Raw genomic sequence first — 25,685 nt, forward strand, 5'->3', positions numbered from 1 at the left:
TCGTAATCGTCGGTCACACCCTCGCGGCGAACAGCGTGTGGTGGGTCAGGATGAACAGCGTGCGATGATCGGCGCCGCCGAGCAGCAGCTGCAGCGGGCGCTCGGGCACGTCGATCCGCCCGATCTCGCGGCCGTCAGCGGCGTGGACGAAGACCTGGCCGTTGGCGATGAACACCCGACCCTGCCCGTCCGTCGCGACGCTCTCGCCGCCGCGGGCCGCGAACGGCTCGAGATCGACCAACGCGCCGCCCTTGCCGAGCCGGGCGCTGTAGGTGACGCCTTCGGAGCCGTTGCTGACGAACAATCGCTCGCCGGTCCTGGCCGCGACAAAGCCATAGGCCTGGAGCGTGTCGGACCAGCGCCAGCCGGCATGATCGGGCGGGCCCTGCTGAAGGACCCGGAACGCCGGCAGCACCAGGCTGCCATCGGGCGAGACATAGTCGCGCGCCTTCGGTGTTCCGGCGTCCCGCGCGAACATCTCGGCAAGGGTGGTGAAATGGTCGCTGGCCGGATCATACTGATCGCGGAACTCGCCATTGTTCCACCAATTGACCGGCACCAGCGTCCGGGCGCCGGGATGATCGGCGGCCGCGGTCGGCGCGATGACGGTGAGCGCGGTCTTGTCCCCGTCGGGATCGAGCGCATAGACGCTGCCTTCGGGTCCGAACGACGACAGCACGAGCAGCTTGCCCGATCCATCAACGGCGAGGTTGACCGGATCGGGCGCGGCATCGCGCACCACCTCAAGCCCCCTCGCCTCGGTCCAGCGATAGATGCGCTGGAAGCGGTGCTCGATGAAGTAGAGCGCGCCATCGGCACCGACCGCGCCGCCGGAAATCGACCAGAAATCGCCCGCCAGCTTCTTCACCGGCGTGCCGAGGCTCGCCGGCGCAACGGGCGGCGGCGCCGCGGGCACGTCAAGCGTCGCGAACTCGCGCTCGCGCACCTCAAGCCCGTGCGTCATGTCCTGGATGGCGTTGTCGAACGCGAATTTGCTTGCGCGCAGATAGGTTCCGCAGCCGTTGGCGTCGCAGGTGGCAAAGCCGCTCTCGGCGTTCACGTGGACGTTGCGGAAACGGATGTCGGCCGCGTTGAACAGCTTCACCGCGGTAGCGGCGGGGTGAAAGGTGCGGGTGACACGATAGGCGTGATAGTTGGCGAACAGGACATTGCGGGTGTTGCGCAGCTCGAGCGAGACGGCGTCCATTCCCTCGCCCACTTCCTGCTCGGTCTGCGGCGCCAGAAACTCCCAGTTGGCGACACCATCAAGCACGATCTCGTTGCGGACGTGATGCTCCACAGACATCTCGTAGACATGCCCCGGCGTCTCGGTATCGGAGACGTAGAAGCCGGCTTGGGCGAAGGTGTTGGGGCTCCAGATGTCGGCAAAGGTGCCGCCGCCGCCGTCGGTCACCCAGATGCTGGGATATTGCGCGTCCCAGCGGTTGTCGGCGACCGGATCGCCGCTGCGCGCGTTGCGGGCGCCGAGCGGCTTGCCGTCCGCGGTGGGGGAACCGCCACCGCCCATGATCTTGACGTCCTCGAGCAGGCTGCCAGCGCCCGAACGCCACAGCAGCGCGCTTGCCCGCGGGTTGACCCGGCCGGTGAACAGCCCGAGCCCGGCAACGATGTTGTCGCCGCCTTTCGGCGTCTCCAGGATCGGCATTACCGCGCCGACACCGGCGTGGGCGGGATCGTCGTCGGGGATCACCAGCTGGGTGATTGCGGGATGGAGGCCGAGCAACACCGTGTCAGGGCGGAGGCGCAGCGTCGCTCGGACCATGTAAAAGCCGGCGGGGAAATAGAGCACGCGGTGGGTGTCGATCGCACGCTGGATCGCGTCGCTGTCGTCGGTGCGACCATCCCCCTTGACTCCGAGGCTGCGGACGTTGGTCCAGGCCGCGACCTCCGGATAGGCGCGGATTGCCGGGGCGCGGTGTGACGGCATCGCCGGCAGCGGCGCGATATCCGCCTTGGTCGCGATCTTGCCGACCCGGCCGAGCCCCGGCACCGCGAGACCATGGCTGAAACTGGCGACGCGATAGGCGCCGGGCTTGCCGGAAACGGTACGGCCGCTGTCGCGGAAGCGGGCGAACACCGGCGTATCGACCGCCAAGGCGTTGTCGAAGCCGATTTGGGTGAAGGTGCTCGCCTCGTTGGAGATGATCACCCCGGCGCGCGCGATGTGCTCGAAGCGGACGTCCTTGCCCCATAGCGAGTCGCTGTACCCCCGATCGATCTCGATCCCGACCGGCGCGTTGCGAAAGGCAACGTTGACCAGCGTCAGATCGGCCTCATGCTCGCGGATCGCCGCATCGCGCTGGCCATCGAAGCTCGAATCGATCAGCGTGAACTGCCACGCCGGCGAGGTCTTCTCGCTGACGATGCCATAGCGACCACCCTCGAAGTGGACGTCCTTCATGACATTGCCGGCCTGATAGACACCGGCGAAGGCCGAGCCGAGGCGGAAGCGCATGTGGCTGAGGAAACCATGCTGAGCGACGCGGAAGCGCACCGCGGCGGCCGCGGGATTGCCAGCGCCGATCTCGACGTCGACGTTGCTCATCGACGAGTAGAAGGTGGCCGAATTGGCGTCGCGGACCTTGTCGCTGCGCGGCACCACGGTGGGCACCGGCACGGGCACCTTGCCGACGTCATATTGATCGCCGCCGGTGAACACGATCAGCGTGCTGACGCCCTGCTGGAACCCCGGCGTGTTGTCGCCGAGCACCAGCAGCGGCCGGGTGGGGCCGACGCCGAAGATGCGCACGCCCTGCGGCACCAGGATGCTGCGGGTCAGCCGGTAGCGGCCGGACGGCAAGAAGACGATGCCATGGCCGGTGTCATCGCGCGCAGCGTCGATCGCGCGTTGCAGCGCCTCGCTGTCGTCGGCGCGGCCGTCGCCCCTTCCCTTGACCGTAACGGCACGGGGATCGTCGGGGCGGGCGAGCAGGGTCGAGCCGGTGATGGCGGCAGCCGCAGGCTGCGCCACGAACAGGCTGGTCGCCGCCAACAAAACTGCCTTCATCCCGATCACGTTTCCACCCCAGCAATCATGGACGCGTCGCGGCGCCTCGTCTGGATCGTGGTTACGCTGGCACGGCGTGGCTGGCATCCACGACGATGGTCGTAGTTCCCCGCAACCCGCCGCCTCGCTAATGGGTTGGGCATCATGCCGACCGGCTCGTGGCTCGGCGCGACCAGCCAGCGAGGACAAGGCTTGCACCCGTCAACCACTCCTGCGGCGCTCGCCCCGATGGCGATCATCATCATGGGCGTCAGCGGCAGCGGCAAATCAACGCTCGGCCATGCGCTGGCGCAGTCGCTGGGCTGCCCGTTCCTCGAGGGCGACGACTTCCACGATGCCGCCGCCATCGCCAAGATGAGCCACGGCGAGGCACTCACCGACGACGATCGCTGGCCATGGCTCGACCGCCTGGGCGCCGCCATTGCCGGAGCCGTCGCGGAGCGCGGCCTGGCGGTGGCCGCCTGCTCGGCCTTGCGGCGCAGCTACCGCGATCGGCTGATCACCGCGATACCTGCCCCGACACGCTTCGTGCTGCTGGACAATGATCGCGACGAACTGCGCCGCCGGATCGCCAATCGCCCGCTCCATTATATGCCGCCGAGCCTGCTCGACAGCCAGCTGCAGACACTAGAACGGCCTGCCGCGGGGGAGCGGGCCATGGCGTTCGACGCGGGCTCAGCGCCGGCGGTGCTATGCGGGCGGGTGCTCGCGTGGCTCGAACAATCAGGCACCGAGGGATGATCCGCGCGGTGCTGACCATCGCTGCCGCGGCCGTGCTGGCGCCCGCTCAGGCAACGCCGCAGATCACGGTGCCGATCTGGCCGCAGGGGGCGCCCGGCTCCGCCGCCCACCGCGGCGAGGCCGAGATCGTCGAGAACAGCTATATCCGCAACGTCCATGCCCCCTCGATCACGGTGTTCCCCGCCGATCCGGCACACGCCAACGGCGTCGGCGTGATCGTGATCCCCGGCGGCGGCCACCGCATGCTGGTGTGGGTGAACGAGGGCGTGATGCCGGCGCGGACACTGAACCGGTTTGGAATCACGGTATTCGTGCTCAAATACCGCCTCGCGCGTCAGCCGGGATCATCGTACGGTATCGAAACCGATGCCGCCGCCGATGCTCGACGCGCGGTGCGCTGGGTACGCGCGCACGCCGCCGAGTATCACATCGATCCGCATCGACTGGGGCTGATGGGCTTCTCCGCGGGTGGCGAACTCGTGTCGCTGGTCGCCGACAACCCTGCGCCCGCAGGCGCCGCGCCGCTCGATGCGATCGACCGCATCAGTGCCCGGCCCGATTTCCAGATCCTGGCCTATCCCGGCCCACTGGGGATCCCGGCGCGCGCCGTCATCGGAGCGCCACCGGCGTTCCTCGTCGCCGGGACGCAGGACGCGTGCTGCGCGCCGCCGACGCTCGCGCTGTACCAGCAGTTGCGCGCGGCCGGCGTCTCGGCGGAACTACATCTGTTCGCCGACACCGATCACGGCTTCAACGTCGCCATGCACGCCGAGCGTGTGTCGCTGCAGCATTGGCCGGACCGGCTGGCCGACTGGCTGGCCGACGGCGGCTGGCTGGTCGCGCGGCACGATGCGCGGACCACGCCGAGCAACTGGCCGATGCCCTAGGGCATCGGCCTAGGGCATCAGGCGCTTGCGTCCCTCCGACAGATGCCAGCGCATCGCCAGCGCGGCGCCGTCGGCATCCTGGGCGCGGATCGCGTCGACGATCGTCTCATGCTCGCGCATCATCGCGCCGATCACCTCGGGCGGTCGCGACCGGGAAATGTCGACGCCGGCGCGCATGATCCGGTCGATCTCGCCCGACAGTGCCTCGAACGCGAGCAGGAAGGCCGGGTTGGCGGTCGCGAGCACGATCCGGCGATGCAATTCCATGTCCTCGGCGTGCGCCGGGTCGCTCGACAGCAAGGCGGTGCGCAGGTCCGCCAGCGCCGCGTCGATCGCCGCCATCTCGGCGACCGAGCGGCGCGCCGCGGCGAGCCGCGCTGCCTCGGCCTCGAGCACGAAGCGCACCTCATACGTGCCGAGCGTCGCCGACAGTTCGGCGAGCGGCATGTAGGCGACCAGGCGGTCCGACGGCCGGTTCTTGACGAACGAGCCGGCGCCACGCCGCGCCTCAGTGATGCCGTCCGACGCCAACCGCACCAGCGCCTCGCGCACCATCGTCCGTGACATGCCGAACATCCCGGCCAGCCGTGACTCCGAGGGCAGGCGATCGCCGATGCCGAGCCCATCGGCATCGATCAGCGCGACGATGCCCGTATAGGCCTGGTCCGCCAGGCGGATGTCGTTCATCGGCCATTCTCCCCGCAGCAGACCCCTCGGGCTGCCATCACATCACGCTGCTGCCGAGCAGCACCAGGATCAATCCCACCACGGATACCACGGTCTCCAGTACCGACCAGGTGCGGAAGGTGCCCGGCGTATCGGTGCCAAGATAGCTCTTGACCAGCCAGAAGCCCGGATCGTTGACATGGCTGAAGAATACCGAGCCCGCGCCGATCGCCAGCACCGTCCATTCAGGCGAGACGCCGGAGGCGGCGACCAGCCCCGGCATGATCCCGGCGGTGGTGATGGTTGCGACGGTCGCCGAGCCGGTGGCCAGGCGGATGCACACCGCAACGCCCCAGGCGAGCAGGATCGGCGACAACGCTCCGCCGGCCGCGACGCGGACCAGCAGGTCCGACAGGCCGGCGCTGACCAGCACCTGCTTGAGCGCCCCGCCGGCGCCGATCGAGAGCAGGATGGCGCCTGCCGGCTTCATCGTTTCCGACCAGATCGCCTCCTGGGTGGCGCGCCGGCCGACGCCGCGGCCGAACAGCAGCGGCAGCGCGACGAGGCAGGCGATCAGCAGCGCCAATACCGGATTGCTCGCGGCGCCAAGCCAGGCGAAGCGCGGCGCCACGCTGACGGGGAGCAGCGATTCCACCTGGCCGGCGGCGATCAGCACCACCGGCATCAGCACCACGACCAGCGCCCGCCAGATCGCCGGCGGCTCGATCTCCACCGGGCGCGGCGCGATCGCCGGGGTGGCGAGCACCACGCCGCGGGCGGTAAACCGCGCGAGCAGCGGCCCGGCGATGATCGCGGTCGGCAAGGCGACGAGCAGGCCATAGCCGATCGTCAGGCCGAGGCTGGCACCGAGCGCGTCGACCGCAAGCAACGGCCCGGGGTGGGGCGGCACCAACGCGTGGACCACCGACAAGCCGGCGAGCGCGGGCAGCATCAGCCGTAGCTTGGCGTCGTCGCCGCGTCCGCCATCGGGCAGCGCCGCTGCCGCCGTGGCGACGATCGGCAGCAGCAGCACCAGCCCGGTCTCGAAGAACAGCGGCAGGCCGATCACCAGGGCGACCAGCAAGCTTGCCCACGGCGCCCGGGCGGCGCCGGACCAGCGCAGACCGGCGCGCGCGAGCGCCGCAGCGCCGTCGGACAATTGCAGCATCGCCCCGAGTGCCAAGCCCAGCGCGACCACCAGACCGGTGCCGCCGAGGATGTCGCCCGCCCCCTTCTGCACCGCCTTGGCGGTATCCGCCGTGGCCATGCCGCTGACCAGCCCGACGGCAAAGGCGCCGCACAGCAAGGCGATGAACGGGTGGAGGCCGACACGCACGATCAGCACGATCGACAGACCGATGCCGAGCAGCGCGGCGATGATCAGGCGGTAATCGGCAGCGATCATGGTCGCGCTCCTGCGGTGATCCGCAACGTCGCGGTCGCACGGCGCCCACGCCTATCCTCTCGTATCATCACCCCTCCTCCAACCGGCTTACCACTGACCTTGGCGGCCGTCGAAGCTCCAAAGCTGTATGACAGGAAAATTGAGAATGACCATAGATTGCTGCTGATCTAGCTAGATTGAGCGTCAAACCGCTTGAACCTGTCCAACCAATACGCCTAGGATCGGATCACGACGTGAGTCGAGATGGGCGACCGACCGGCGAGACGACCGGCAGCGCCCCGACGGGCGCTGGGCGCGCGATGGGAGAGATGGCCGTGAACAGGATCGTACCGAACGACAACATGCCGACCGATCCGGGCCACCAGCCGGCCACGGCGGGAGCGCAGCTCACCCCGACGCAGATGAAGGTGCTGGCCGGGGTTCATTCAGGGCTGCTCAACAAGCAGATCGCCTATGATCTCGGCATCGCCGAGGCGACGGTGAAGGCGCATATGACCGCGCTGATGCGCAAGCTCAACGTCCGCAACCGCACCCAGGTCGCGGTCGCTGCGCAGCGCATGGATCGCACGCTGCGGGCGTGACATCTTGCGAAGCAGGCTGATCCGCGCGTGCGGCTGTGGTATCGCTATCAGCATAACAGTGCATCAGCACGAACAAGGGTGGAGGCCGGGATGGACTTGGGACGACGTGACCTGCTGCTGTCCGCGGCATCACTGGCGGTGGGATCGAGCGCGATGGCGCGTGTGGTGCCGGATCGGCCGCTCGGCTACGCAATCGTCGGGCTTGGTTATTACGGGCTTGGGGTGATCATCCCGCAGTTCGCCAACTGCGCGCACAGCCGGCTGGCGGCGGTGGTCAGCGGCGATGCTGCCAAGGCGCGACGCGTCGCCGCCGAGCACGGCTTGCCGGCGCGATCGATATATTCCTACGCCAATTTCGATACGATCCGCGACAATCCGGACGTCGACATCGTCTATGTCTGCCTGCCCAATGCGATGCACGCCGACTATACCATCCGCGCCGCCAAGGCCGGCAAGCACGTGATGTGCGAGAAGCCGATGGCGGTCTCGGTGAAAGAATGCGAGGCGATGATCGCGGCGTGCAAGGCCGCGGGGCGGAAGCTGATGATCGGCTATCGCTGCCATTTTGAACCGCTCAACGTCGAGGCGATGCGGCTGGCGCACAGCGGCGCGGCGGGCAAGATCCGCTACGTCCGCTCCGAACACGGTTTCACCCAGGGCAGCCCCTCGGCCTGGCGGCTCAAGCGCGCCATGGCGGGTGGCGGATCGCTGATGGACATGGGCATCTACAGCCTGCAGGCGGCGCGCTACATGACCGGTGAGGAGCCGATCGCGGTCACCGCGCGCGAATCCACCGACCGTCGCGACCCGCGGTTCACCGAGGTCGAGGACATCCTCGACTGGACGCTGGAATTCCCCTCGGGCGCAATCGCCAGCTGCCAGTCGATGTACAGCGCCAACCAGAACCATGTGCTGCTGATGGGCGACAAGGGGCGGGTCGAGCTCGAACCCGCGACCCGCTACGACGGCAACCGGATGTGGCTCGGCAAGGACGGCCGCGAGCGCGAGGTGACACCGCCGCCGGGGCCCGCCAAGACCCAGTTCGCCGGTCAGCTCGATCATCTCGCCAGCTGCGTGCGCACCGGGGCCGAGCCGATCGTGTCGGGTGAGGAAGGATTGCGCGACATGCGGATCGTCGAGGCGATCTACCGTTCCGCGCGCGAGGGCCGCACCATCCGCCTTGGAGCCGGGGCATGATCGCGCGGCTCGCACGAGTTGCGTTGCTGCCGCTGGCGTGGACGGCGGTACCCGGCAGCGCAGCGGATCCGACCAGCTTCGCCGCCGCCGGCGAGGTCGCCGCGCAGGTCGCCGCAATGGGCAAGGCGATGAAGCCGGGCCAGGGGTTCGCCTGGCAACCGGTCGTGCGCGATGGCGCCACCGTTGCCGGGCTGGAAATCTGGAAGGCGCCGGGCCGCCCGGCAGTTCACCCGAGCGACGGCGAATATGTCATGGTCGTCGCCGGTGCGGGCACGCTCGTCTCGGGCGGGACGCTGGTGGCGCCGGTGGTGAAGCAGCCCGGGCTCACCGAAGGTGACCGGATCGACGGCGGCACCACCCGCACGCTCGCGCCCGGCGACGTCTTCCTGATCCCCGCCGGGACGCCCCACTGGTTCGGCATCACCGGCGACCGGCTGGTGATGCTCGGGATCAAATTGCCCGCAGGACGCTGACCCTCAGCGGAACGCTCCGGCACCCCGCACGCCTTTTCCGAAGGCGGCGGGGCCATCCGCCGAGACGGAACATTTGCCTTACATGCTCAACAACTCCACCGGCCGGTCTTCGACCCCGGGCTCAAGGTGATCAACTCGGATGCGCGCATCGATCTGCTCGTCACCGCCGTCGGGCTGCCCGGCGGTATGAGCGGCCGCCAAGTCGCCGACGCCGCTCGCGCGATCCGCCCGAACCTCAAGATATTGTTTATTACCGGCTATGCGGAAAATGCGGTGCTCAGCCACGGCCACCTCGACCCCGGCATGCACGTTCTCACCAAGCCGTTCTCGATCGACGCGCTGACCAGCCGCATCCGTGGGCTGATCGAGGGCTAGCTGAGCCCCCCCCTCGAGCGACGCCGCAGCATCGGGATGTCAAAATGGTGCCCCTGGCCTCTGCCGCTTCGTCGAGGTCATCATGCTGTAAACCCTGGATTTTATTGATGCTTGTAGATGGGCGGTGCCCCCCGTGGTGCCCCCTGCCCTATCCCGCCGGTGGTTCAGCGGAGAGGCGGGCACTCACCCATTCGTCGACGGCAGCCTGCCACCAGCCACAACATTGCGCGGTGAGTCGCACCTGCTTCGGGAACTGGCCGTTGGCGATCATCCGGTAGATGGTCGCTCGGCTCAGACCGACCGTCGCGACGACATCGTTGATCCGGAGGAAGCGACCAGCAGTGCTCGGCTGGCCCTCCTGCTTGCGTTGGGCGGCAGTCTTCATGCGGCTTCCTTGAGGCGTTCGGCATCGTGCAGCTCGGCGATACGATCGCGGACCTGGACGGCAGTGGCGTAGGGTGAGGTTAGTCCGTGCATGGCCATGATGCGGGCGCGGACGTCGACGATGATGGCTGCTTCTTCGAGGCTTGGGACGCGCTGCGGCCAGCCTTTCACGTAGCGCAGATTGGTGGGCAGCGACGCTTCCAAGCGGAGACGCTCGGCGCCGAGGAGCTTGCCCCGCGCCAGTTCCGAAGCCAACGAAGCCGGCAGCAGATCCGGGGCAACGTCGCCAAGCCAGCGATCAGGCTGAAAGCTGAATGTGGACGAGGCCTCGCGGCTGACCAGATGCAGGTAGGCGCCCCGGTTGCCCGGCGCCCTTGCGGCGATGCCAATGTCATGCGCCGAAGCTAGGACGCAGAACGCGCAGCCATGGCGCGTGCTGCCCAAGCCGTAGCTTTCCGGCAACGGCAGGCCATAACGCTCGCAGTAGGCGTAGACCTCGTCCTCGCGCACATCGACGCCAGGGTGCCACGTTAGGATATTTGCACCGCGCTTGCGCGTGTAGCAGGAGCCCTCGGCCTTGCTGATCGGGGTTAGCCGACGCTTGGGGCTTTCTTCGCGGCGAATGCCAACCACGGACAGGATCCGATCTGCTGGAAAGCGACGCAGCAGCTCGGGCAGAATGACCTGCGTTTTCATTTCTGACGTGCAGAAACGGGTGCTCGCGGAAGACCATGGCGCCGTCAGGTGGTAGGTCAGCAGCTCCTCGTAGCGCCGGCAGCCCAGCTCAAAGCGGCGCTCCCATTTGGACAACATGTCATAAGACTTGTTGCGCACCACGATGAGCGGCACGCCAAGCAGGGCCGCTGCCGCCCGTACTGTAGCCGGGGTGGATTGCCATTCGATACGACCAAGATCCGCATGGATCCCGACGCGTCGCTCCCGCGGGTGACCAAGGCGGTCGAGCAGCTGCGCGGTAGCGTAGCTGATCGAAACGCTATCCTTGCCGCCAGAAAGGCTAAACGCCACAGGTGCGCCTGCTTGGATGGCCATGCGCACGTCTGGGGAGACCGCCAGCTCTTCGAAGCCGGTGGTGAAGAGTGCCATCTGGTGCCGCGCGTCGGCTGCCCGCGTCATGCAGCGAGCCTCACCGGCGCAGCGGGCGGCTGATTAGCGAGGACGAGTGCGCGAGCTACCGGCGGACATACGCTGTTGCCAATCGCGCTGATCTGCTTGGCGATAGCGCTCATCAGATCACCTCGTAAGATGCGATGTCATGGGGGCGGCCAGTAAGGGTCCAGCGGCAGCCGGCCTTACCGTCTGCTGCCCAACCAGACGGCGACATGGGGTTGGCGTCGGTCGCACCCTCGTTGCCGTTGGCGAGGATCACGCGGACGCGCTTGCCGATCGCCTCGCGGGGCAAGTAGCCGGGGTTCGGGCTCACAGCCGGATCTCCGCGTAGCCCATGCTGCTCAGCGCCTTGGCAACCAGATGCCAGACGTGGAGCTTCAATCGGGCGTGGCGCCGCACCCTGTCCTCTCGCTGGGCCGTCCCAGCGAGCATGGCGTGGTGCAGCGTCTTTGCATCGCGCCCGCGATAGCTCCGGGCGCGATAGTCGGCGTGCTGGCGATCGGCAGTGGTGCCGCTGTTGTCGATCGTCATCCGCGCAAGCTCGGAAACCTGCCCATCGACGGCCGACCACAGCTCTACGCGGACGACGATCACATGTGCCTCACAGCAGCTGCGGCGATCACGGCGATCAGCGTCCAGGTGCCGGCAGGCGCGAGGATCCGCGCCAGCATCTGCGCGCGGGGCGACCAGGAGGTGACGTGGGGCTCGCTCATCAGATCATCCCCAGCGCTTGCATGTAGACCTCGAGGATCGCTTCCTCTTCCTGGAACTCCTCTTTCTTCTTCTTCCGGATCGACAGAATCTTGCGGATGGCCTTCGGGTCGTATCCGCGCCCTTTGGCCTCGGCCATCACGTCCTTGATGTCGTCGGTGATGCCCTTCTTTTCTTCCTCGAGGCGCTCGGCGCGTTCGATCAGCAGGCGCAGCTCGTCAGCCGCGATGTGACCGCCGCCCATGCCTTCGCCGCGGGTATCGCCGGCCGAGTTCGTGCTTTCGGATATGCTCGTCATTGCTGGTTCCAGTTCGTGCGGGTGGAAATCAGGGGCGCGCCAGCGGCGCGACTTGTAGAGAGGGGCTCCACAAGGACCGGGAGCCGTTCAGAACATTGGCGGCGGGCGGCGCGGGACCGGGTGAAGATCCGCGGCGAGGCACCAGCACGCGACGCCGTCGGCGAAGCGGACTGTGGCCAAGAGGTGGCGGACGGCGAGCACATCGGCCTGCTTGCCGCGACGCTGGCCGCTGCCGAGGAAGAGCACCCGGTCGCCATGGCCGAGGCCTGGGCAACCCTCGCTGGTGGCAGAGCGCGACACTTCACCGCGCTTCAGCCAGGAGCCGCGCGATGCGCCGCCATTGCGGGTTCACGGTCGCGGCGATGATGCCGATCGACGCCGAGGCGGCACCGGCGAACGCGGCCGCCGCCAGCACAGGAGCCATGCCGGCCATCAGCGCCGCGCCCCGGCAACGCTGACGACCAGCATCAACAGGCCCGCAGGAATGGCGACCAGCGCCGCCAGCGTGATGGCGACCGCGCGCAGCACACGGCGCCGGCGCGACCGCGCGGCGTAGAGCCGGGCGGCAGTCACTGGCAGCGCTCCACGCGCTCGAAGTCCGGCAGGCACTGGGTGCAGGCGGTGGCGGTCGCCCAGGCGCAGGCATGGTGACCGTCGGTACAGGGATCCCAATGGCTGCAGCCGCAACCACGGCAGATCCGCGGGTGGCGATCGGCGGGCTCGGTGGCGAGCTGGCGGTACACGTCCGGGTCGAACGGGAAGACGGTGCGCAGGCTTTCCAGCGTCTCGGGCCGGCGCGCGACGTTGCCCGGCGTCTCGAGCACATGCATCAGGTCCAACGCCGGCGCGACCTCGTCGGCGTTGCGCGCGAGCATGCCTGCGGCCACGCTAATCGACAGGCCGGCAGCCTCACGGCGGAGGCGCAGGTACGCGGCCGGCGTGAGAGCCTCCGCGTCTGCGCAGAGAGCACGCTCGCCGCGCTTCTTGGGGAGAGCGAACGTCCGGGGAAAAGCGTGCATCATGGGCGATCCTTTCAGGCAAGGGTGTGGCGTTGCCGGAAGCGGGCGCTTTCGGCGGGGTCAGGTCGACAGGGGGCGAATGCGGCGAAGCCGCGTCGGGCTAGGTGCTCATGTTGCCGGCCAGCGCTTCGCAAATGAGCGCAGCAGTCTCGACGCGGCGATCATCATTGGCCGGTGCCGGATGATTTTCATTCGCCGGCTTTGGTGCCGACCAAGCTCCAAAAGGGAGGCGGACCTCCGGGTTGGATTTGGCGCTCGGCCGGATCTCACGCACGAACGACAGCTGGGCGACGGCGCTAAACCCGCAGTCGTCATTGGTGCAGACGATGCGCAGCTCGCGGACGCAGAGCGTCACTTCCTGGCTGTCGCGAACAATGGTCTTGTTGCGGCAATGCGGGCACTTGATCGACGGCAGACGTGTGAGCTTCTTAGGCATTTAACCCCCCGGTGTTCCCCGCGGCCGGCGCCACGCCGTTCGGGAGGAAGCTCGCCAGGCGCCGCATCAGCGCTTCGATCGCGCTTGCTGCCTGCTGCGCCTCGGCGAACGCCCGATGGGCATCCAGCGGCGAGGCATTGGAACTGGTGAGGACGAGGGCGGCAGCGACGGTTTCGCCCCACTCCTTCGCCGCGGTGGCAATCTCCGCAACCAAGGCGCGCGTGCAGGCGTCCTGCCGATTAACGGTGACCTCAAGCTGAAACGCATAGGCGTCGAGGAACGGAGCGCCCTGTCCGCCGGCAGCCTTGTAGGCGGCGTCGAGCGCGAGCGCGTGATGGATCCTCGGCGTTGCTGAGCAGCTTTCTTCCGTCCAGTAGCCGATTGTCCGATCGCCCACGCTGGTGATGGCGCGGCAGGCCGGCTTCTCGATGACGCCAATGACACGGCGCATGGCCGATTTGAAGGTACGAGGCGCGCGGAGCTTGGTCATCGGCCAGCTCCGATCAGGCCGAAGCGGTAGAGCAGCTGCTGCCACCAGGGCGCGGGCTTACGCTCGCCGAAGTAGCCGATGCGGTACAGACGGCTCAACGTGCCACGCCTTGCGAAACCGAGAGGATATCGAAGGCGACATCGCCGCTGCCCGTGAGGCACATATGCTTCATATCTACTGCTAGAGAGGGGCGACCAATGCTGATCAGCGCTAATTGCGCATCATGAGGGATAAGGTCATCAGGCCAGTTTCGCGGGTCACGAAACCATGCTGCAAATCGCTCGAGATTATGAACGAGAAATGGTTTTCCCTCTCTCAATCGCTGGAAGAAGGATCCATTATTGACGACGATTGTCGCGACTCGAGCCAGCGACCTTCCGCCACACGCAGCAATCTGCTCCTCGTAGGCGTCGGCAAGTGTTCGCATGGCGTTCTCATATGCGGCATCCATGCATCGGCACTGCGGTATTTGGACAGCGGATGTCAATGGACATCTGCCGCTCGCTTGCCGTTTTTTGATGCTGCATAGGTGCCGCATGAACTCGCAGCTGCAAACGATACAGGAGCGGATTTCCGCGAAGCTCACGGAGCTGAACCTATCGGCACGGGAAATTTCGCTCGCTGCCGTGGGAAAGCCGGATGCCATTCGCAACATCCTGAAGAAGAATGCGATGCCGGCGATTGACCGGCTCGACGCGATTGCCGAGGAGCTGGGCACGACAGCGGATTGGCTCTTGGGGCGCGAAACCGGTATCGTCCCTACGTTCGATGCCGGCTTGCCGATCCGCCCCGAACAACTCCGCCGCCTGCCAAAGACACTGCCTATTTACGGTAGCGCGCTAGGCGCAGACATGGAGTTTAGTGGCGACGGCGGCGTGGTGGTGCGTGTTGAGCAAACGGAGGTGCACATGGTGACGCCCCTCGACTTCATGGCTCGGCCCATTGGGGTGACAGGCCGCCCGGATTTGTACGTGCTGGAGGTTTCCGGCCATTCCATGGAACCTCGTTATGATTCGGGGCGGCGGGTGCTTGTGGATCCGCGGCGCTCGCCCGGCGTCGGCGATGACGTGGTGGTGCAGTTGCGAGGCCCGACGTTTGACGGCGAAGAGGTGCGCCACGTCCTGATCAAGCAGCTGGTCCGCCGTCGCCCCGGAGCGGTGGTCCTGCGACAGTTTAATCCTGATGCGGTATTTGACGTGCCCAACGAGCAAGTCTCGGCCGTTCATCGCGTTATGCCTTGGGACGAGGCGTTAGGATTTTGATGGTGAGCGAGACATCACCCAACGAGCTGTCGGTAGCTACTGTGCTCTCCCAACTTAGCCGTGCGGGCGTTCCCGACGCCAAGCTAGACGCATTGCGTCTGAAGTATGCCAATTCGTCTGTAAACGGCGGCTTGGTCATGGACTTTGTCGCTGCGCAGATAACTTTCAATCTATCGTTGGCGGAGGCGCTGCAGAAGGTCGCGAACAACCAATCGTACAGCTTGGAAGCAGTGATTGCCGACTTGCGAGATACTGTGACTGCTGGACACGCCATCATCAACACGGTCGCCGACCAGACGGTAAATGCGGTGCCAAATGGCTGAACCCGAAACTCGCCTTCGCGCCCTTTTTTCAGTCGAGCAGCGGCTAAGGGCGATCGAAGAAGCCGACACGCGCTTGAATGGCGGGGGTGGCGGTGGCACATCAGGCGGCGTGACTGACGATTGGAAAATCAGCGTGGACCGCCAGCTCGGCCAGCTCCATGAAGACGTCCGCGCGCTCCTCAACCGCGGCGTTGCTGCGGTCGTTGCGCTAGCCCTGATGGTCGGCGGCCTCTATTTCTACTTCAACGAGAAGTTTGAAGCCGTCGATCGGCGGATGTCGGCGATGGAGGTTCAGCAGGCCAAGTCGGACGCGACCATCAATGGCAAGCTAGACACTCTTCTGCAGCGAAAGGATGCGGCTCAGAAGTGAGCCGATTACGCGGCGCTCTCTAGCGTCAGCGCCGAGGTGAAGCCGCGATCGGGCAGCAGCTCGTGGGTGACGTCGGATACGAGCCACTTGACGGCGCTGATCTCGGCCTTGAAGCCAGCGACCGTTACCGGTCGGTCAGGGTAGATCTCCAATCGGCCGAGGGCGAGCCCCAAGTCTAGCTTCCGCGGCGCGCGGGCGGCTCGGCTGCTCTCGGCCGTCGCCGCTTTCTTGGCCGCGGCCTCGCTGGCATAGGTGCGGGTCAGCCGGCGCGTCGGGCCGCTGCCGCTACCGGCCTTCACGGTCTGCTTCTTCGCACCCTTGCGATCGTGCCATTGCGCCTCGACCTCGCCAGCCTCCTCGCGCTTTTCGATGCGGAAGCTATGCCGGTCGCCGTCGCGTCGCTGGATGGTCAGGCCGGGGATCTTGGCGCCACTGGAGGTGGTGGCGACGCCGATCGGCGCAAAGATAAGCGTGCCGGCTTTCACCGTAGCGGTCGCGTCATGCTCGCGGCCGAGCCGCCGCAGCAGCGCCATGTCGCTCTCCCGCCCTTGGGTGAACGCCTCGACCTTGATCGAGGCCAGCGCTGGGGCGCAGCGGGCGGTGAGCTTGTTGCGGCCGGCGATCTGGTTGACGATCGCGCCAAGCGTCGTGTCGTGCCAGCTCTGTTCACGCCGGCTGCGGATATCGCTGGTGAGGTCGGCCGATCGGGCGCGGACGGTGATCAGATCCGGCGGGCCGCTGTGCTGCACCTCGTCGACGACGAACTTGCCCTTGTCGACCAGGCCAACGGTGACGTCGCTGCCCGCCTTCCAGCCGAGCTGGACGCTAAGCGTGGCGCCGGCCGAGGGGATCGCCATACGCCCGTCATGGTCGGTGATCACGATCTCGAGCTGGTCCGCGTCGCCACCGCGGCGCTCCGATAGTCGCAGGGAAACCAAGCGCGGTCGGAGCTTGTCGGTCAGATCCTGCCCGTTGAGCGTCACCTTGTAATCGGCGATGTTGGTGACGGCCGTCACGCGCCGGCGCCCTGCTGCTGATCCTCAACCTCGAGCAGATCGATGCCGAACTGGATCAGGCGCGCGGTGCCGTCAGGGAAGAAGGAGCGCTGACCTTCGCGGATATTGGTGATGACGAAGGCGCCATAGACGCGGCCGGTGCCATCCATCAGCGGCCAGGCTTCCCCTTCCTCCGCCATCTCGCGCAGCCGCTCGAGCGAAGCGGCACCTTCCATCAGCTCGGCCGGCGCATCGCCGGTGAGCGAGATGGTGTCGTTTTCCCGCCCGGTGAACTGGACGGCGTCGATCGCGCCAATCCGACCGCTACGCGCGTGGCGCCAGGCGCTGTCGCGCTGCAGCTCCTGGTAGGCGAGCGTCGGTAGCGAAAAGGCGAACATGCCCAGCGACATCATCGTGCTCACAGGTCGGCTCCATCGGCATCGTCACGGTAGCTCGAGCGCCGGCGCGCATGGACATCTCGCTCGCGCCGGTCCAACTCGCGGGCGACAGCGCGAGCCAATGCCTGCTCATCCATGCCGGCAACCCCCTGGACGGTGATGTTGTAGATCGGCGCGGTATAGCTGCCCCCCTGGCCAGCGACGCCTCCTGCGCCGCCCGAGCTGCCAGCGCCTTGACCGCTGGTCGACGGCAGGCGCGTGCTGATGATCTTCACGCCGCGACCGCGCGCGGCGACCTTGTCGGCGGTGGCGATGGCCGGCGAGACGAGTGCGCCCGTCGCGAGCGCAGGAAGAGCAGCAGCCGCGGCCATGTTTCGCGTCAGGCGCCGCATGCGCCCGATCGCACCATCATGCCCGCGATCGAGCCCCGCATTGAGCCCACCGACGATGTGACCGCCCAGCGCCATGAAAACGCGGCTGGGCGATCTGATCTGGGCAGCGGCCTTGAAGCCCCCGGCAAGCGAGCCAGCAAGTGCCTTGCCGGCCGACCATAGCCGCCCCGGCGCGCTCTTGATGCCGTTCCACAGGCCGCTGATGATCATGGTGCCGAAGTCGAAGAACATGGCGGGCAATGTGACGAACGCTGCTCGCACGGCTCCCCGGAAGGCGTTCCAGGCGATATTCCAGCCACTGGCGAGCATCGCCGGCAGCCGAGTGGTCAGCCACGAAACCGAGGCGCCGATCGCTCCGGTGAGCATGGTCCATGCCGCGCTCCAACCCGACGACAGCAGGCCCGGCAGCGTGCCGGTGAGCCAGGAGAATGCGGCGGAGCCGAAGCGGTAGAGCGACCCGAGCGCATAGCCGACGAAAGAGGCGATACTCTGCCCCACCTCTAGCAGGCTCATGGAAAAGAGCGCCTTCACGCCGCTCCACATGCCGCTGAAGATCCCGGTCACGGCGTTGGTGCCGCTGGAGAAGAGCGCCTGCACGCCGGTCCACAGGTTCGAGAAGAAGCCGGCGACCTCGCCCCAGTTGCTGTAGATCAGGTAGGCACCGCCAGCGAGCAGCGCGACCGCCGCCACCACGGCCAGCACTGTGCCGAGAATTGGCAGCAGGCCGACCGAGGCCAACCCTCCCGAGACGCCCATGGCGACCAGGCCAGCGTTGACGATCGCGATCGGCCCCATGAACGCGGCAAGCGCAATGGCGCCGGCGCCGAGCACCAGGAACATGGCAGTCAGCGCCGCGGCGCCGAGCACCACCACCTTCGTCAGCAGCGGGTGGCGCCTGGACAGGTTCGCCAGTCGATCGGCGTATACGCCCGCCTTCTGGACGATCGCGTTCACCGCCGGCAGCAGGACGGTGCCCATGCTGATCGCCAGCGCCGTCGCCTGGATCTTGAGCCGCTTGCTCTGCTCGGCCGAGTCCTTGAGGCGCTCGGCGAAATCGCGATCGGTGGTGCCGCTGGCGCCGGCCGCCGCGGCGCGGATGCGGCGGTATTCGTCGAGGTTCTGGATCAGCGGGCGCAGGCCCTGCTGCACCTGGGCATCCTCGAACAGGAAGCCGATCTTGCCGAGATCGCCGCCCGTCGCTTTCTTGGTCAGCTCGGCGATTGCCTCGAGCGGCGTCTTGCCATCCGCATAGGCTTTCTTCAGCGCGTTGGGCAGATCGACGCCCATCTTCGCGAACGCCTTGATGGTCGCTGGCGAGGCGATCTTCTGGATGATGTTGCTGACGTTGGTGGCGGCCGAGGCGCTGTCGCCGGCACCCTTGCGGGCGATCTGCAGCGCGGCCGACAGATCGGCGACGGCACCGACCCCGGTTTGCCCAAGCGCCTGGTAGCCGGCGGTGAGCGATGGAAACGCCGCCGCCATGTCCTTGATCTCGAACGCACCCTGTTTGCCCGCCTCGGCCATGATGTCGATGACGCGGGAGGTCTGCTCGATCGGCACCTTGAGGTTATCGTTCGCGGCGAATGCGGCAGCCGACAGATCCTTGATCTCGGCCTTGTACGCGGTGGCAGCGCGCCCGATCGGCTTCATCATCGCGACCGCGCGGGTCGGATCGAGCCCGAAGCCCGACAGCGTGTCGACGCCCTCCTGGAGCGCATCGGGCAGCTGGTTGGCGGCGCGGGAGGCGGCGAGCAGCTCCTTACCCATGGCCGCGGCCTGGACGCGCGACAGGTTCGCCTTCTGGGCGATGTCGGTCATCACCGACTCGAACTGCTGCGCCTGCTCGACCGAGCTCGCCAGCGGCCGCGCCAGCGTCATGCCGGTGGCAATCCCCGCGGCGCCGCCGGCAGCGAGTCCGGTGGCCATGCCCTGGGTGCGGCCGAACCGCTCGCGGGCCTCGGCGAAGCGCCGCGCGCGGGCGTCGGCTCGGCCGAGGCGCTCGGTCTGTTCAGTCAGCTCGCGATTGGTGCCCGCAATCTCGGTGCGGAGCCGGCGCTCATGGCCGGCCAGATCGCCGGTGCTGATCCCAGCGGCGCGGAGCCGGTCGCGGACCTGCTGCAGCGACTGAGCTTGGCGATCATTCTCTGACTTCAGCCCCGCTGCCTCGCGCTTGGCTTTCTCGAAATCACGGGTGAGCTGGCGCGTCGGGTTGCTGGTCTCGCTCATTTGCCGAGCGAGCGCGGCGACACGCGCCTGGGCGGCCTGCATCTCCGTCTCGGAGCCGCGGATCTCCGTCTTCAGCTTGCGGAACGACGTGATGTCGCTCTGCGCCCGCTCCAGCTCCTTCAGCCGGTCGCGGGTTTCCTTCAGCGCCCCGGTCGCGGCGCGGCTGCCGCCAGCGATATCCCGCAGCGGGCGAGTGACCCGATCGCTCGCTTCCAGGATCATGCGGATGCGAAGGTCGCGATCCATCGGGTCAGCCCTCCGGGTTGTGCCGCTCTACGGCTTTGGCACGCCAGCCCATCAATTCGGGCAGCGTCATCGGGTCCATGGCCGCAGGCGACCAGTGGAAGACGATGGCGAGATCCGCCATCGCCTCGTCTACGCTTCGGGGGAGGCCGCCTGCTTCGTCGCCTTCGGCAGCAAAAAATCCATCACTTCCATGCCGAACTGGGTGAAGTCGGCGGGATCGAGCTGGGCGACCTCCTGGGCGGTCAGCACAGGCGTGGTGATGCGCGGCAGCAGCGTGGCGGTCGCGGTGACGTTCATCTGCACCAGGTCGGCGATGTTGAGCCCGCGCAGCTCGCCGGCGCGCGGCCGGCGGACCTGGACCTTGTCGATGGTCTGCTCGCCGCGGGCGAACGGGAAGTCGAGGTTGACGGTGATGGTGGCGGGCTTGTTCTGATCGTCGTTCATGAGAAGTTACTCGGATTGAGGCGGGGATGATCGTGGAGGCGCCGTTGCCGGCGCGACCGGCGCGGCTGCCCCCTTGCGGGGGTGTCGGTCACAGGATCGCGGCGCGCTGCTCGGCGAGCATGTCGACGCCATCGACCATGTAGATCATGTTGAGGATGTCGATCTCGATCACGGTCTGGCCGTTCCAATCGAGCCGGTAATAGGCGCACTGCGTCTTGACCTTGGTCTCGCCGCCTTCGCCGACCTTGGACTCGCCCATGTCGATCTCTTCGTGGCGACCGCGCACGGTGATCTCGACGGCATCATAGGCGCCGGTGGCATCGTTCTGGTAGGATCCGGCGAAACGCAGGAAGGTGCTGGCGACGCCGGGGCGCGCGAACTGGCGGAGTACGGTGAGGTCGGGGCCGCCCAGCGTCCATTCCATCTCCATGGCCTCGGCGCCCATGTCGATCTTGACGGTGCCGTCCATCCCACCGCCGCGATAATCGTCGAGCTTGCGGGCCAGCTTCGGCATGGTCACCGACTGGGTCTCGGCCAGATAGCTCTGGCCCTCGTTGAACAGGTTCATGCTCTTCAGCTTGCGGGGAAAGGCCACGGTTCAGCTCCTGGATCGATTGGGAAAAGGCGGGCGCAGGCCGTCAGCTGACCGTGAAGTCGGCCAGATAGGTGTCGGTGATGCGCTGGGTGAGCGCGAGGTTTTCGAGCGGCGGGACCGGCGTGAACTCATAGTCTATCGCCAGCTTGCCCGCGGCGAGGCTCGCCTGGGGGTTCTTGTCGGCCTCGAACCATGCCTTGCCACCGATCAGCTGGCCGGCAGTGACCATGCCGCTGATGGTACCCTTGATCGTCTCGACGATATCCTTGGCGAGGCTCGGGCGCAGCGGCTTGTCGATCGCCCACATCATGCCCTCGCCGATGGTGTCGAGCAGCACCTGGGCGGTACGGGTGGCGGTTTCAAAGCTGAACGGAGAGGTCGGCTCGACACAGCCGCGGTTGCCCCAGAAGCGGAAGCCACCGCCGGCGCGGATCAGCGCGGTCACCTGGCTGTCGTTGAGCAGCATCGCCTCGCAGGCGGGATCCTGGACGTCGAACTGGATGTCTTTGGTGAGACCGAGCACGCCCTCCACGGCGACGTTGGACAGCGACTTGTGCCAGCCCTGCTCCTGATCGATCCGGGCGCGCAGGCCGAGGGCGCGCGCGACGGCGAAGCTGGTCACGTTCGCCGCGGCGCCGGTGTCGAAGGCGAGGAAGTCGGGATAGACGAGCATCAGCTCGCGCGCGGAGAAGTCGGCGCGGTAGAGCTTGGCCGCCGCGACATCGACACCGATCGCCGAGGCATAGGCATAGCCGCGCAGCCGCTGGGCGATCACGGCGAGCGCGGTCGCGACCGCGTGGGTGTCGAGCCCCGGTGCGCCGAGGATCCGCGGCTTGATGCCGAGCTGCGCCTCGGCCGCGAGCAGCGCCTGCAGGCCCGTCTTCATGCCGTCGACGGTACCGCCGATGACGTTGGCGCTGGTTTCCGCCGCATCGTCGCCTTCCTCGACGCGCACCACCACCGTGGGCGCCTTCACCTGGTCGGCGATCGCCCGCAGCGTGCGCGCCAGGGTGCCGCCATCGCCGGCGACGCCGATCGCGGCGTTGAGATCCGTCACCAGCACCGGCCGGTTGAGCGGGAACGCGGCGTTGAGCGCGGTGGTGTCGGCGCCGGCCGCGGCCGAGGCGGTCGCCACCAGGCCGATGACGGCGGTGGCAACGGTGACCAGCGAGCGGGTGCCCTCGGTCGCTTCGATGATGGTGATGCCGTGCATGGTGGCTCCTTCAGGCGTAAACGGTGGGGCTGCCGTTGTTCGGCAGCGGGATGGTGAGCTTGGCGAGTGCGTTCGGGCCGGCGACGTCGGTGCGCTTGCCCTCGAGCACGACGGAGAAGGCGCCTGGCGCGGTCTGCTGGATGGTGACGTTGGTGAGCTTGATCCGCGGCTCCCAGCGCAGCAGCGCCAGCGCCGTCGCCGCCATCAGGCGCATGCGACCGAGCGGGTTCATTGGCTGATCCATCAGCTCAGGGAGCAGCGAGCCATAGTCGCGCCGGCCGATGCGCGTGCCGATCGGGGTCGACAGGATGTCGCCGATCGATTGCTTGAGGTGATCGACGCCGGCGAGCGGCTTGCCGGTGCGGCCGTTCATGCCGATCATGGCTGCTTCATCCAGGCGAGCTTCGCATCCGCATCGCGAGCGTCCTCGTCGTGAAACACGCCGTAGAACCGCGCACCAGGTGCCATGTTGGCGATGTTCTTGAGGTCGGCCTCACTGAACTCGATCATGATGGCTTGGCTGGGCTCGACCGAGTGCCAGGCATCTCCCGCCTTGACCCTCATAGCGGCGCCCCCGAGATCCCACCGCCGGCGGTGACACCGGTGTGCTTGTGGCCCTTGAGGCTCTTGCCGCCGCCTACCACGTCATCGCTGGCGGTGGCCGTGCCTTGAATGCCGACGTCGCCGGTGATCTTGACCGCGCCGGTGATCTCGACCGGGCCGTTGATCTTGACGCCACCCGGCGCATCGACCTGGATCTTGCCGCCGGCGGGCAGCTGGGCAACAAGAAGGTGCGCCTTGGCGTCGTAGGAGAGGATCGCGCCATCATCGAACCGGATCAGGTCGATGTCTTCGGTCGAGGGCGCGGGGTTCGCGTCGGAAAACAGGCCGAGCACGGCCAGCGCGTTGTCGGTGTCGCCCTCGGGGCAGAGCAGCAGGCACTGCTCGCCGACGCTGGGCGGCGACCAGGTGCGCGTCTTGCCGGCGCGCTGCACCACCCAGCAGATATCGCCGGAAACGGTGTCGCCCACGCGCACGCGACAGGTCGCGTTCGCAAGATCGACTTTCTCGATCGTGCCGATTTGGATGATGTTGCCGATGACGCGGCGAGGATCTGGCAGGTCGCTCATGAGCGGCGACATTGGCGAGCCTTGCCGCGGAAGGCGCGAGCCTGCCCTTGTAGAGAGGGTTTCTACAAGGGCAGCGCTTAGGCGGCGGGGGGCGCGTCGGCAGCCGCTTGCGCGTCGGCGGCGGGATCTTCCGCCGGCACCGTCTTGATCACGCCCAGTGCGATCTTTTGGGCGACGCCCAGGGCGACATCGTCGACGCGCGCAGCGGTTCCCGCCTTGTCGTAGGTGCCCTTGTTGGTGAGGACAGCGTTGACGTCCCGCTTGTGAATCACGTCACCTTCCTCAAAGGTGACAGGCACCGTCTTGGCAGTGCGGTCATAGTTGCCGATCGTGACGTTCATACAAGTTCTCCTTAACTGTGGACCCACGTGCCGCCGTAGTTGTTCCAAACGGTCAGCTTTCCACTGCTGGGATCGACTTGGAAATGGATATCGCCGTCAGTATTGCCGGTCGGAGCATTTTGGCTGCGGGTGATCGTATCGCCGACGGTGCCGGGATCCGCGTAATGAACATACCGCCCCGCACCAGACTTGGAGACCGGGCCGGTGAATGCGGCGCCCGCCAAAAGGGCGTATTCGGCTGCTTGGCGCCCGTCGAGCAGATCGGCGTCGAGCCCCGATCCGGCGCCGTCGTTGCCGAGGTGCCAGACCTGTGAGCCGTTCTGCTGCAGCGGACGAAAAGCGTTAATCGCGCCATCGGTGATCCGCATTCGCTCCACGTCAGAGGTGCAGAAGCGTAGCGACGAGCCATATAGACCCAGCCAGTTGCGCAGCGTGTTAGCGGTATTGGTCGCCATGATGGCTGTACCGTGACTATCATTCGCAGTGGCGCTGTCGTTATGCAAACCCAGCCCGTTGAGTTCATCGCCGGTGAAGGTCACGGAAAGCTTTCGCAGGGGCGCGCTGGTTCCAACTCCCATTGCTCCTACGATCGTCATGCGACCGAACTGGTCCAACGCCAAAAGCGCAGCATTTGCGCTTGCTCCGCCAATGCGGAACACGTTGTCGCTGTCCAGCCCCATATTAACTGCAAAGGAGCCGAACCGATGGAAGGTCATGGTGGCACCGCTTGTTTCCTGACCGTCCGAAGAGACGACAAGCGATCCGCTTAAGTTTCCATTGCGGGCGCCGGTGTTCAAGGTGGACGAGAAACGGAAGCGCCCGTTCCTGTACCATTGCTCCGTGTCCGCAGCTGGAACCGGATTAATTGGCGTGTAGCCAAGACGCCCAACGATATCTGCGTAATAGGCGCCATGTTGCCCGTCGAGCAGATCCGCGTCTAGACCACTGCCGGCGCCGTCGTTGCCAGCGGTCCAGGCTTTGTTGCCCGCAAGCGCCAGGTCGCCGAACTGAGTAAGCGCGAAGAGCGAAGCGTCTGCGCTTCCACCCCCGATCCGGAACACAAAGTCGCTGTCCAAACCCATGTTTACAGCGAAGGAGCCAAACTTATGGAAGGTCATCGTTGCACCGCTGCCCGCAGCACCATCTGACGACACAACCAACGAACCGCCGAGAGCACCGTCGCGCGCGCCAGTATTACGCGTTGAGGTGAACCGGAAGCGTCCGTCCCGGTACCATTGATCCGTCCCCACCGGCGGAAGCGGGTTGATCGGCGTATATCCCAGGCGCCCAACGATATCGGCGTAATATGCGCCCTGCTGCCCATCGAGCAGATCTGCGTCGAGCCCCGACCCGGCGCCGTCGACCTGCAGGAGGCGGGAAAGGACGTTCGCCGCAGTGAAGATCGCCGCCATGTTCTTGGGCGTCAGCGCCCGCAGCGCGTCGACCAGCGCTGCGGCTTCCGCGTCCGTCGCCAGCTCGACCACGCCGGCACGCTCGGTGGTCGCAGGCGGGTTGAGGAAGTTGGTGGCGCCGAAGGTGATGTTGGCGGCGGGCACGTTGACCAGCGCCAGATCCACCGCCAGCAGGAAGACGGCGCCGGCCGATTTCTCGAGGATCACCGCCGGCTGGCCGTAGATGCCGAACAGCGTGCCGTCCGCCAGATAAAGGGCGAAGGATCGCACCGAATAGCTCGCGTCGGTTTCATCGCGGACGATCAGGTGGACCATGTCGGTGGCGATGGCATCGCCGGCAATCGTCGTAATCCGCTTCACTTCGCCTGGCAGCGCCGTGATCGCGGGATCAGCGGCGACGGCGGTGGGGCTGACGCCAACCGAGGCGATCTGGACGGCCTTGGTGCCGCCAGCGGGATTGACCATGGCCGCTCGGCCGGCGTTGGTGATGATGAATTGCAGCGCCATGGGGGCTCCTGT

Annotated in this window: 36 protein-coding genes and 1 pseudogene; 9 read left to right on the top strand and 28 right to left on the bottom strand. The window is 66.9% G+C overall.

All coding sequences use genetic code 11. The annotated features are described in order from the left end of the window. Nucleotides 1-13: 13 nt before the first annotated feature. Nucleotides 14-3,028 carry a glycosyl hydrolase family 28-related protein gene (locus AC07M8_RS12100; protein ID WP_495174569.1) on the bottom strand — a complete coding sequence of 1,005 codons (3,015 nt, stop codon included), beginning with the start codon at nucleotides 3,026-3,028 and terminating at the stop codon, nucleotides 14-16. 228 nt (nucleotides 3,029-3,256) lie between these two features. Here AC07M8_RS12100 and AC07M8_RS12105 point away from each other — a divergent pair, with 228 nt between their 5' ends. Both AC07M8_RS12105 and AC07M8_RS12110 read left to right on the top strand, forming a co-directional pair. Further along, nucleotides 3,257-3,769 (top strand): gluconokinase, encoded by a 513-nt coding sequence (locus AC07M8_RS12105; RefSeq protein WP_495174570.1) that lies wholly within the window; start codon nucleotides 3,257-3,259, stop codon nucleotides 3,767-3,769. Continuing rightward, a complete protein-coding gene (locus tag AC07M8_RS12110) occupies nucleotides 3,766-4,656 on the top strand; it encodes an alpha/beta hydrolase (protein WP_495174571.1) in 891 nt (296 codons plus the stop codon). Before AC07M8_RS12105 ends, AC07M8_RS12110 begins: the two co-directional genes overlap by 4 nt. Before the next feature lie 9 nt (nucleotides 4,657-4,665). Here AC07M8_RS12110 and AC07M8_RS12115 read toward each other — a convergent pair whose 3' ends face one another. Together AC07M8_RS12115 and AC07M8_RS12120 are read right to left on the bottom strand one after the other, a co-directional pair. Continuing rightward, nucleotides 4,666-5,343 carry a FadR/GntR family transcriptional regulator gene (locus AC07M8_RS12115; protein WP_495174572.1) on the bottom strand — a complete coding sequence of 226 codons (678 nt, stop codon included), beginning with the start codon at nucleotides 5,341-5,343 and terminating at the stop codon, nucleotides 4,666-4,668. A 37-nt stretch (nucleotides 5,344-5,380) separates the two neighbouring features. Next, nucleotides 5,381-6,727: a GntP family permease gene (locus AC07M8_RS12120; protein WP_495174573.1), complete on the bottom strand. Its 1,347-nt coding sequence runs from the start codon at nucleotides 6,725-6,727 to the stop codon at nucleotides 5,381-5,383. 341 nt (nucleotides 6,728-7,068) lie between these two features. Between AC07M8_RS12120 and AC07M8_RS12125 the strand changes: the two genes are divergently transcribed. The 4 genes and pseudogenes from AC07M8_RS12125 to AC07M8_RS12140 form a co-directional block, all read left to right on the top strand. Beyond that, nucleotides 7,069-7,308, top strand: a complete 240-nt coding sequence (locus tag AC07M8_RS12125; RefSeq protein ID WP_495174709.1) for a helix-turn-helix domain-containing protein — start codon at nucleotides 7,069-7,071, stop codon at nucleotides 7,306-7,308. A gap of 90 nt (nucleotides 7,309-7,398) precedes the next feature. Beyond that, nucleotides 7,399-8,505, top strand: a complete 1,107-nt coding sequence (locus AC07M8_RS12130) for a Gfo/Idh/MocA family protein (protein WP_495174574.1) — start codon at nucleotides 7,399-7,401, stop codon at nucleotides 8,503-8,505. After that, the gene (locus AC07M8_RS12135) at nucleotides 8,502-8,978 is read left to right on the top strand and encodes a cupin domain-containing protein (RefSeq protein ID WP_267393428.1); all 477 of its coding nucleotides are present in this window, start codon (nucleotides 8,502-8,504) and stop codon (nucleotides 8,976-8,978) included. The genes AC07M8_RS12130 and AC07M8_RS12135 overlap by 4 nt, the downstream gene beginning before the upstream one ends. Nucleotides 8,979-9,095: 117 nt before the next feature. Continuing rightward, a pseudogene (locus tag AC07M8_RS12140) lies at nucleotides 9,096-9,353 on the top strand (response regulator); the annotation flags it as partial. Between the two features lie 148 nt (nucleotides 9,354-9,501). Here the strand turns inward: AC07M8_RS12140 and AC07M8_RS12145 are convergent. From AC07M8_RS12145 to AC07M8_RS12205, 13 genes are all read right to left on the bottom strand, one after another. Further along, entirely contained in the window at nucleotides 9,502-9,738 is a 237-nt protein-coding gene (locus AC07M8_RS12145; RefSeq protein ID WP_495174575.1) for a helix-turn-helix transcriptional regulator, read from the bottom strand. Continuing rightward, a complete protein-coding gene (locus AC07M8_RS12150; RefSeq protein WP_495174576.1) occupies nucleotides 9,735-10,841 on the bottom strand; it encodes a phosphoadenosine phosphosulfate reductase domain-containing protein in 1,107 nt (368 codons plus the stop codon). Before AC07M8_RS12150 ends, AC07M8_RS12145 begins: the two co-directional genes overlap by 4 nt. Before the next feature lie 142 nt (nucleotides 10,842-10,983). Then, nucleotides 10,984-11,178, bottom strand: a complete 195-nt coding sequence (locus AC07M8_RS12155; RefSeq protein ID WP_495174577.1) for a hypothetical protein — start codon at nucleotides 11,176-11,178, stop codon at nucleotides 10,984-10,986. Then, complete coding sequence (locus AC07M8_RS12160; RefSeq protein WP_495174578.1) at nucleotides 11,175-11,459, bottom strand: hypothetical protein; 285 nt, start codon at nucleotides 11,457-11,459, stop codon at nucleotides 11,175-11,177. Before AC07M8_RS12160 ends, AC07M8_RS12155 begins: the two co-directional genes overlap by 4 nt. Then, nucleotides 11,456-11,578 carry a hypothetical protein gene (locus tag AC07M8_RS12165; RefSeq protein WP_495174579.1) on the bottom strand — a complete coding sequence of 41 codons (123 nt, stop codon included), beginning with the start codon at nucleotides 11,576-11,578 and terminating at the stop codon, nucleotides 11,456-11,458. Before AC07M8_RS12165 ends, AC07M8_RS12160 begins: the two co-directional genes overlap by 4 nt. Further along, nucleotides 11,578-11,820 carry a DUF2312 domain-containing protein gene (locus AC07M8_RS12170; RefSeq protein ID WP_495174710.1) on the bottom strand — a complete coding sequence of 81 codons (243 nt, stop codon included), beginning with the start codon at nucleotides 11,818-11,820 and terminating at the stop codon, nucleotides 11,578-11,580. The genes AC07M8_RS12165 and AC07M8_RS12170 overlap by 1 nt, the downstream gene beginning before the upstream one ends. 141 nt (nucleotides 11,821-11,961) lie before the next feature. Then, nucleotides 11,962-12,174, bottom strand: a complete 213-nt coding sequence (locus AC07M8_RS12175; RefSeq protein WP_495174580.1) for a hypothetical protein — start codon at nucleotides 12,172-12,174, stop codon at nucleotides 11,962-11,964. A gap of 1 nt (nucleotide 12,175) precedes the next feature. Beyond that, nucleotides 12,176-12,307, bottom strand: coding sequence for a hypothetical protein (locus AC07M8_RS12180; RefSeq protein WP_495174581.1), 132 nt, complete (start codon nucleotides 12,305-12,307; stop codon nucleotides 12,176-12,178). After that, nucleotides 12,307-12,447, bottom strand: coding sequence for a hypothetical protein (locus AC07M8_RS12185; protein ID WP_495174582.1), 141 nt, complete (start codon nucleotides 12,445-12,447; stop codon nucleotides 12,307-12,309). The genes AC07M8_RS12180 and AC07M8_RS12185 overlap by 1 nt, the downstream gene beginning before the upstream one ends. Continuing rightward, the gene (locus tag AC07M8_RS12190; RefSeq protein ID WP_495174583.1) at nucleotides 12,444-12,896 is read right to left on the bottom strand and encodes a hypothetical protein; all 453 of its coding nucleotides are present in this window, start codon (nucleotides 12,894-12,896) and stop codon (nucleotides 12,444-12,446) included. The genes AC07M8_RS12185 and AC07M8_RS12190 overlap by 4 nt, the downstream gene beginning before the upstream one ends. Before the next feature lie 97 nt (nucleotides 12,897-12,993). Further along, the gene (locus AC07M8_RS12195; RefSeq protein WP_495174584.1) at nucleotides 12,994-13,329 is read right to left on the bottom strand and encodes an ogr/Delta-like zinc finger family protein; all 336 of its coding nucleotides are present in this window, start codon (nucleotides 13,327-13,329) and stop codon (nucleotides 12,994-12,996) included. Continuing rightward, complete coding sequence (locus tag AC07M8_RS12200; RefSeq protein ID WP_495174585.1) at nucleotides 13,322-13,819, bottom strand: hypothetical protein; 498 nt, start codon at nucleotides 13,817-13,819, stop codon at nucleotides 13,322-13,324. Before AC07M8_RS12200 ends, AC07M8_RS12195 begins: the two co-directional genes overlap by 8 nt. 94 nt (nucleotides 13,820-13,913) lie before the next feature. Next, a complete protein-coding gene (locus AC07M8_RS12205) occupies nucleotides 13,914-14,270 on the bottom strand; it encodes a hypothetical protein (RefSeq protein ID WP_495174586.1) in 357 nt (118 codons plus the stop codon). An 85-nt stretch (nucleotides 14,271-14,355) separates the two neighbouring features. On the opposite strand from AC07M8_RS12205, the gene AC07M8_RS12210 reads away from it, so the two are divergent. The 3 genes from AC07M8_RS12210 to AC07M8_RS12220 are packed head-to-tail and all read left to right on the top strand — an operon-like array spanning nucleotide 14,356 to nucleotide 15,774. Further along, on the top strand, nucleotides 14,356-15,081 hold the full coding sequence (locus tag AC07M8_RS12210) for an XRE family transcriptional regulator (protein WP_495174587.1): 726 nt from the start codon (nucleotides 14,356-14,358) through the stop codon (nucleotides 15,079-15,081). A gap of 2 nt (nucleotides 15,082-15,083) precedes the next feature. Continuing rightward, nucleotides 15,084-15,404, top strand: a complete 321-nt coding sequence (locus AC07M8_RS12215; protein WP_495174588.1) for a hypothetical protein — start codon at nucleotides 15,084-15,086, stop codon at nucleotides 15,402-15,404. Then, nucleotides 15,397-15,774, top strand: a complete 378-nt coding sequence (locus tag AC07M8_RS12220; RefSeq protein ID WP_495174589.1) for a hypothetical protein — start codon at nucleotides 15,397-15,399, stop codon at nucleotides 15,772-15,774. Before AC07M8_RS12215 ends, AC07M8_RS12220 begins: the two co-directional genes overlap by 8 nt. A gap of 5 nt (nucleotides 15,775-15,779) precedes the next feature. Here AC07M8_RS12220 and AC07M8_RS12225 read toward each other — a convergent pair whose 3' ends face one another. The 12 genes from AC07M8_RS12225 to AC07M8_RS12280 form a co-directional block, all read right to left on the bottom strand. Beyond that, nucleotides 15,780-16,790: a contractile injection system protein, VgrG/Pvc8 family gene (locus tag AC07M8_RS12225; RefSeq protein ID WP_495174590.1), complete on the bottom strand. Its 1,011-nt coding sequence runs from the start codon at nucleotides 16,788-16,790 to the stop codon at nucleotides 15,780-15,782. Continuing rightward, nucleotides 16,787-17,182: a phage tail protein gene (locus AC07M8_RS12230; protein ID WP_495174711.1), complete on the bottom strand. Its 396-nt coding sequence runs from the start codon at nucleotides 17,180-17,182 to the stop codon at nucleotides 16,787-16,789. Before AC07M8_RS12230 ends, AC07M8_RS12225 begins: the two co-directional genes overlap by 4 nt. 5 nt (nucleotides 17,183-17,187) lie before the next feature. Next, nucleotides 17,188-20,031, bottom strand: coding sequence for a phage tail tape measure protein (locus tag AC07M8_RS12235; RefSeq protein ID WP_495174591.1), 2,844 nt, complete (start codon nucleotides 20,029-20,031; stop codon nucleotides 17,188-17,190). Between the two features lie 4 nt (nucleotides 20,032-20,035). Beyond that, the gene (locus AC07M8_RS12240; protein WP_495174592.1) at nucleotides 20,036-20,152 is read right to left on the bottom strand and encodes a GpE family phage tail protein; all 117 of its coding nucleotides are present in this window, start codon (nucleotides 20,150-20,152) and stop codon (nucleotides 20,036-20,038) included. Between the two features lie 8 nt (nucleotides 20,153-20,160). Next, nucleotides 20,161-20,475 (bottom strand): phage tail assembly protein, encoded by a 315-nt coding sequence (locus AC07M8_RS12245; RefSeq protein ID WP_495174593.1) that lies wholly within the window; start codon nucleotides 20,473-20,475, stop codon nucleotides 20,161-20,163. A gap of 88 nt (nucleotides 20,476-20,563) precedes the next feature. Beyond that, entirely contained in the window at nucleotides 20,564-21,070 is a 507-nt protein-coding gene (locus tag AC07M8_RS12250) for a phage major tail tube protein (RefSeq protein ID WP_495174594.1), read from the bottom strand. Nucleotides 21,071-21,113: 43 nt separating this feature from the next. Next, nucleotides 21,114-22,283: a phage tail sheath subtilisin-like domain-containing protein gene (locus AC07M8_RS12255; protein WP_495174595.1), complete on the bottom strand. Its 1,170-nt coding sequence runs from the start codon at nucleotides 22,281-22,283 to the stop codon at nucleotides 21,114-21,116. Between the two features lie 10 nt (nucleotides 22,284-22,293). Then, nucleotides 22,294-22,665: a GPW/gp25 family protein gene (locus AC07M8_RS12260; protein ID WP_495174596.1), complete on the bottom strand. Its 372-nt coding sequence runs from the start codon at nucleotides 22,663-22,665 to the stop codon at nucleotides 22,294-22,296. Further along, complete coding sequence (locus AC07M8_RS12265) at nucleotides 22,662-22,793, bottom strand: hypothetical protein (RefSeq protein ID WP_495174597.1); 132 nt, start codon at nucleotides 22,791-22,793, stop codon at nucleotides 22,662-22,664. The genes AC07M8_RS12260 and AC07M8_RS12265 overlap by 4 nt, the downstream gene beginning before the upstream one ends. Before the next feature lie 50 nt (nucleotides 22,794-22,843). Then, nucleotides 22,844-23,413, bottom strand: a complete 570-nt coding sequence (locus AC07M8_RS12270) for a phage baseplate assembly protein V (RefSeq protein ID WP_495174598.1) — start codon at nucleotides 23,411-23,413, stop codon at nucleotides 22,844-22,846. Between the two features lie 77 nt (nucleotides 23,414-23,490). Continuing rightward, nucleotides 23,491-23,754: a hypothetical protein gene (locus tag AC07M8_RS12275; protein ID WP_495174599.1), complete on the bottom strand. Its 264-nt coding sequence runs from the start codon at nucleotides 23,752-23,754 to the stop codon at nucleotides 23,491-23,493. An 11-nt stretch (nucleotides 23,755-23,765) separates the two neighbouring features. Next, nucleotides 23,766-25,673 (bottom strand): hypothetical protein, encoded by a 1,908-nt coding sequence (locus AC07M8_RS12280; RefSeq protein WP_495174600.1) that lies wholly within the window; start codon nucleotides 25,671-25,673, stop codon nucleotides 23,766-23,768. Nucleotides 25,674-25,685 lie beyond the last annotated feature (12 nt).

The sequence above is a fragment of the Sphingomonas sp. GW821-FHT09E03 genome, from assembly GCF_059416225.1.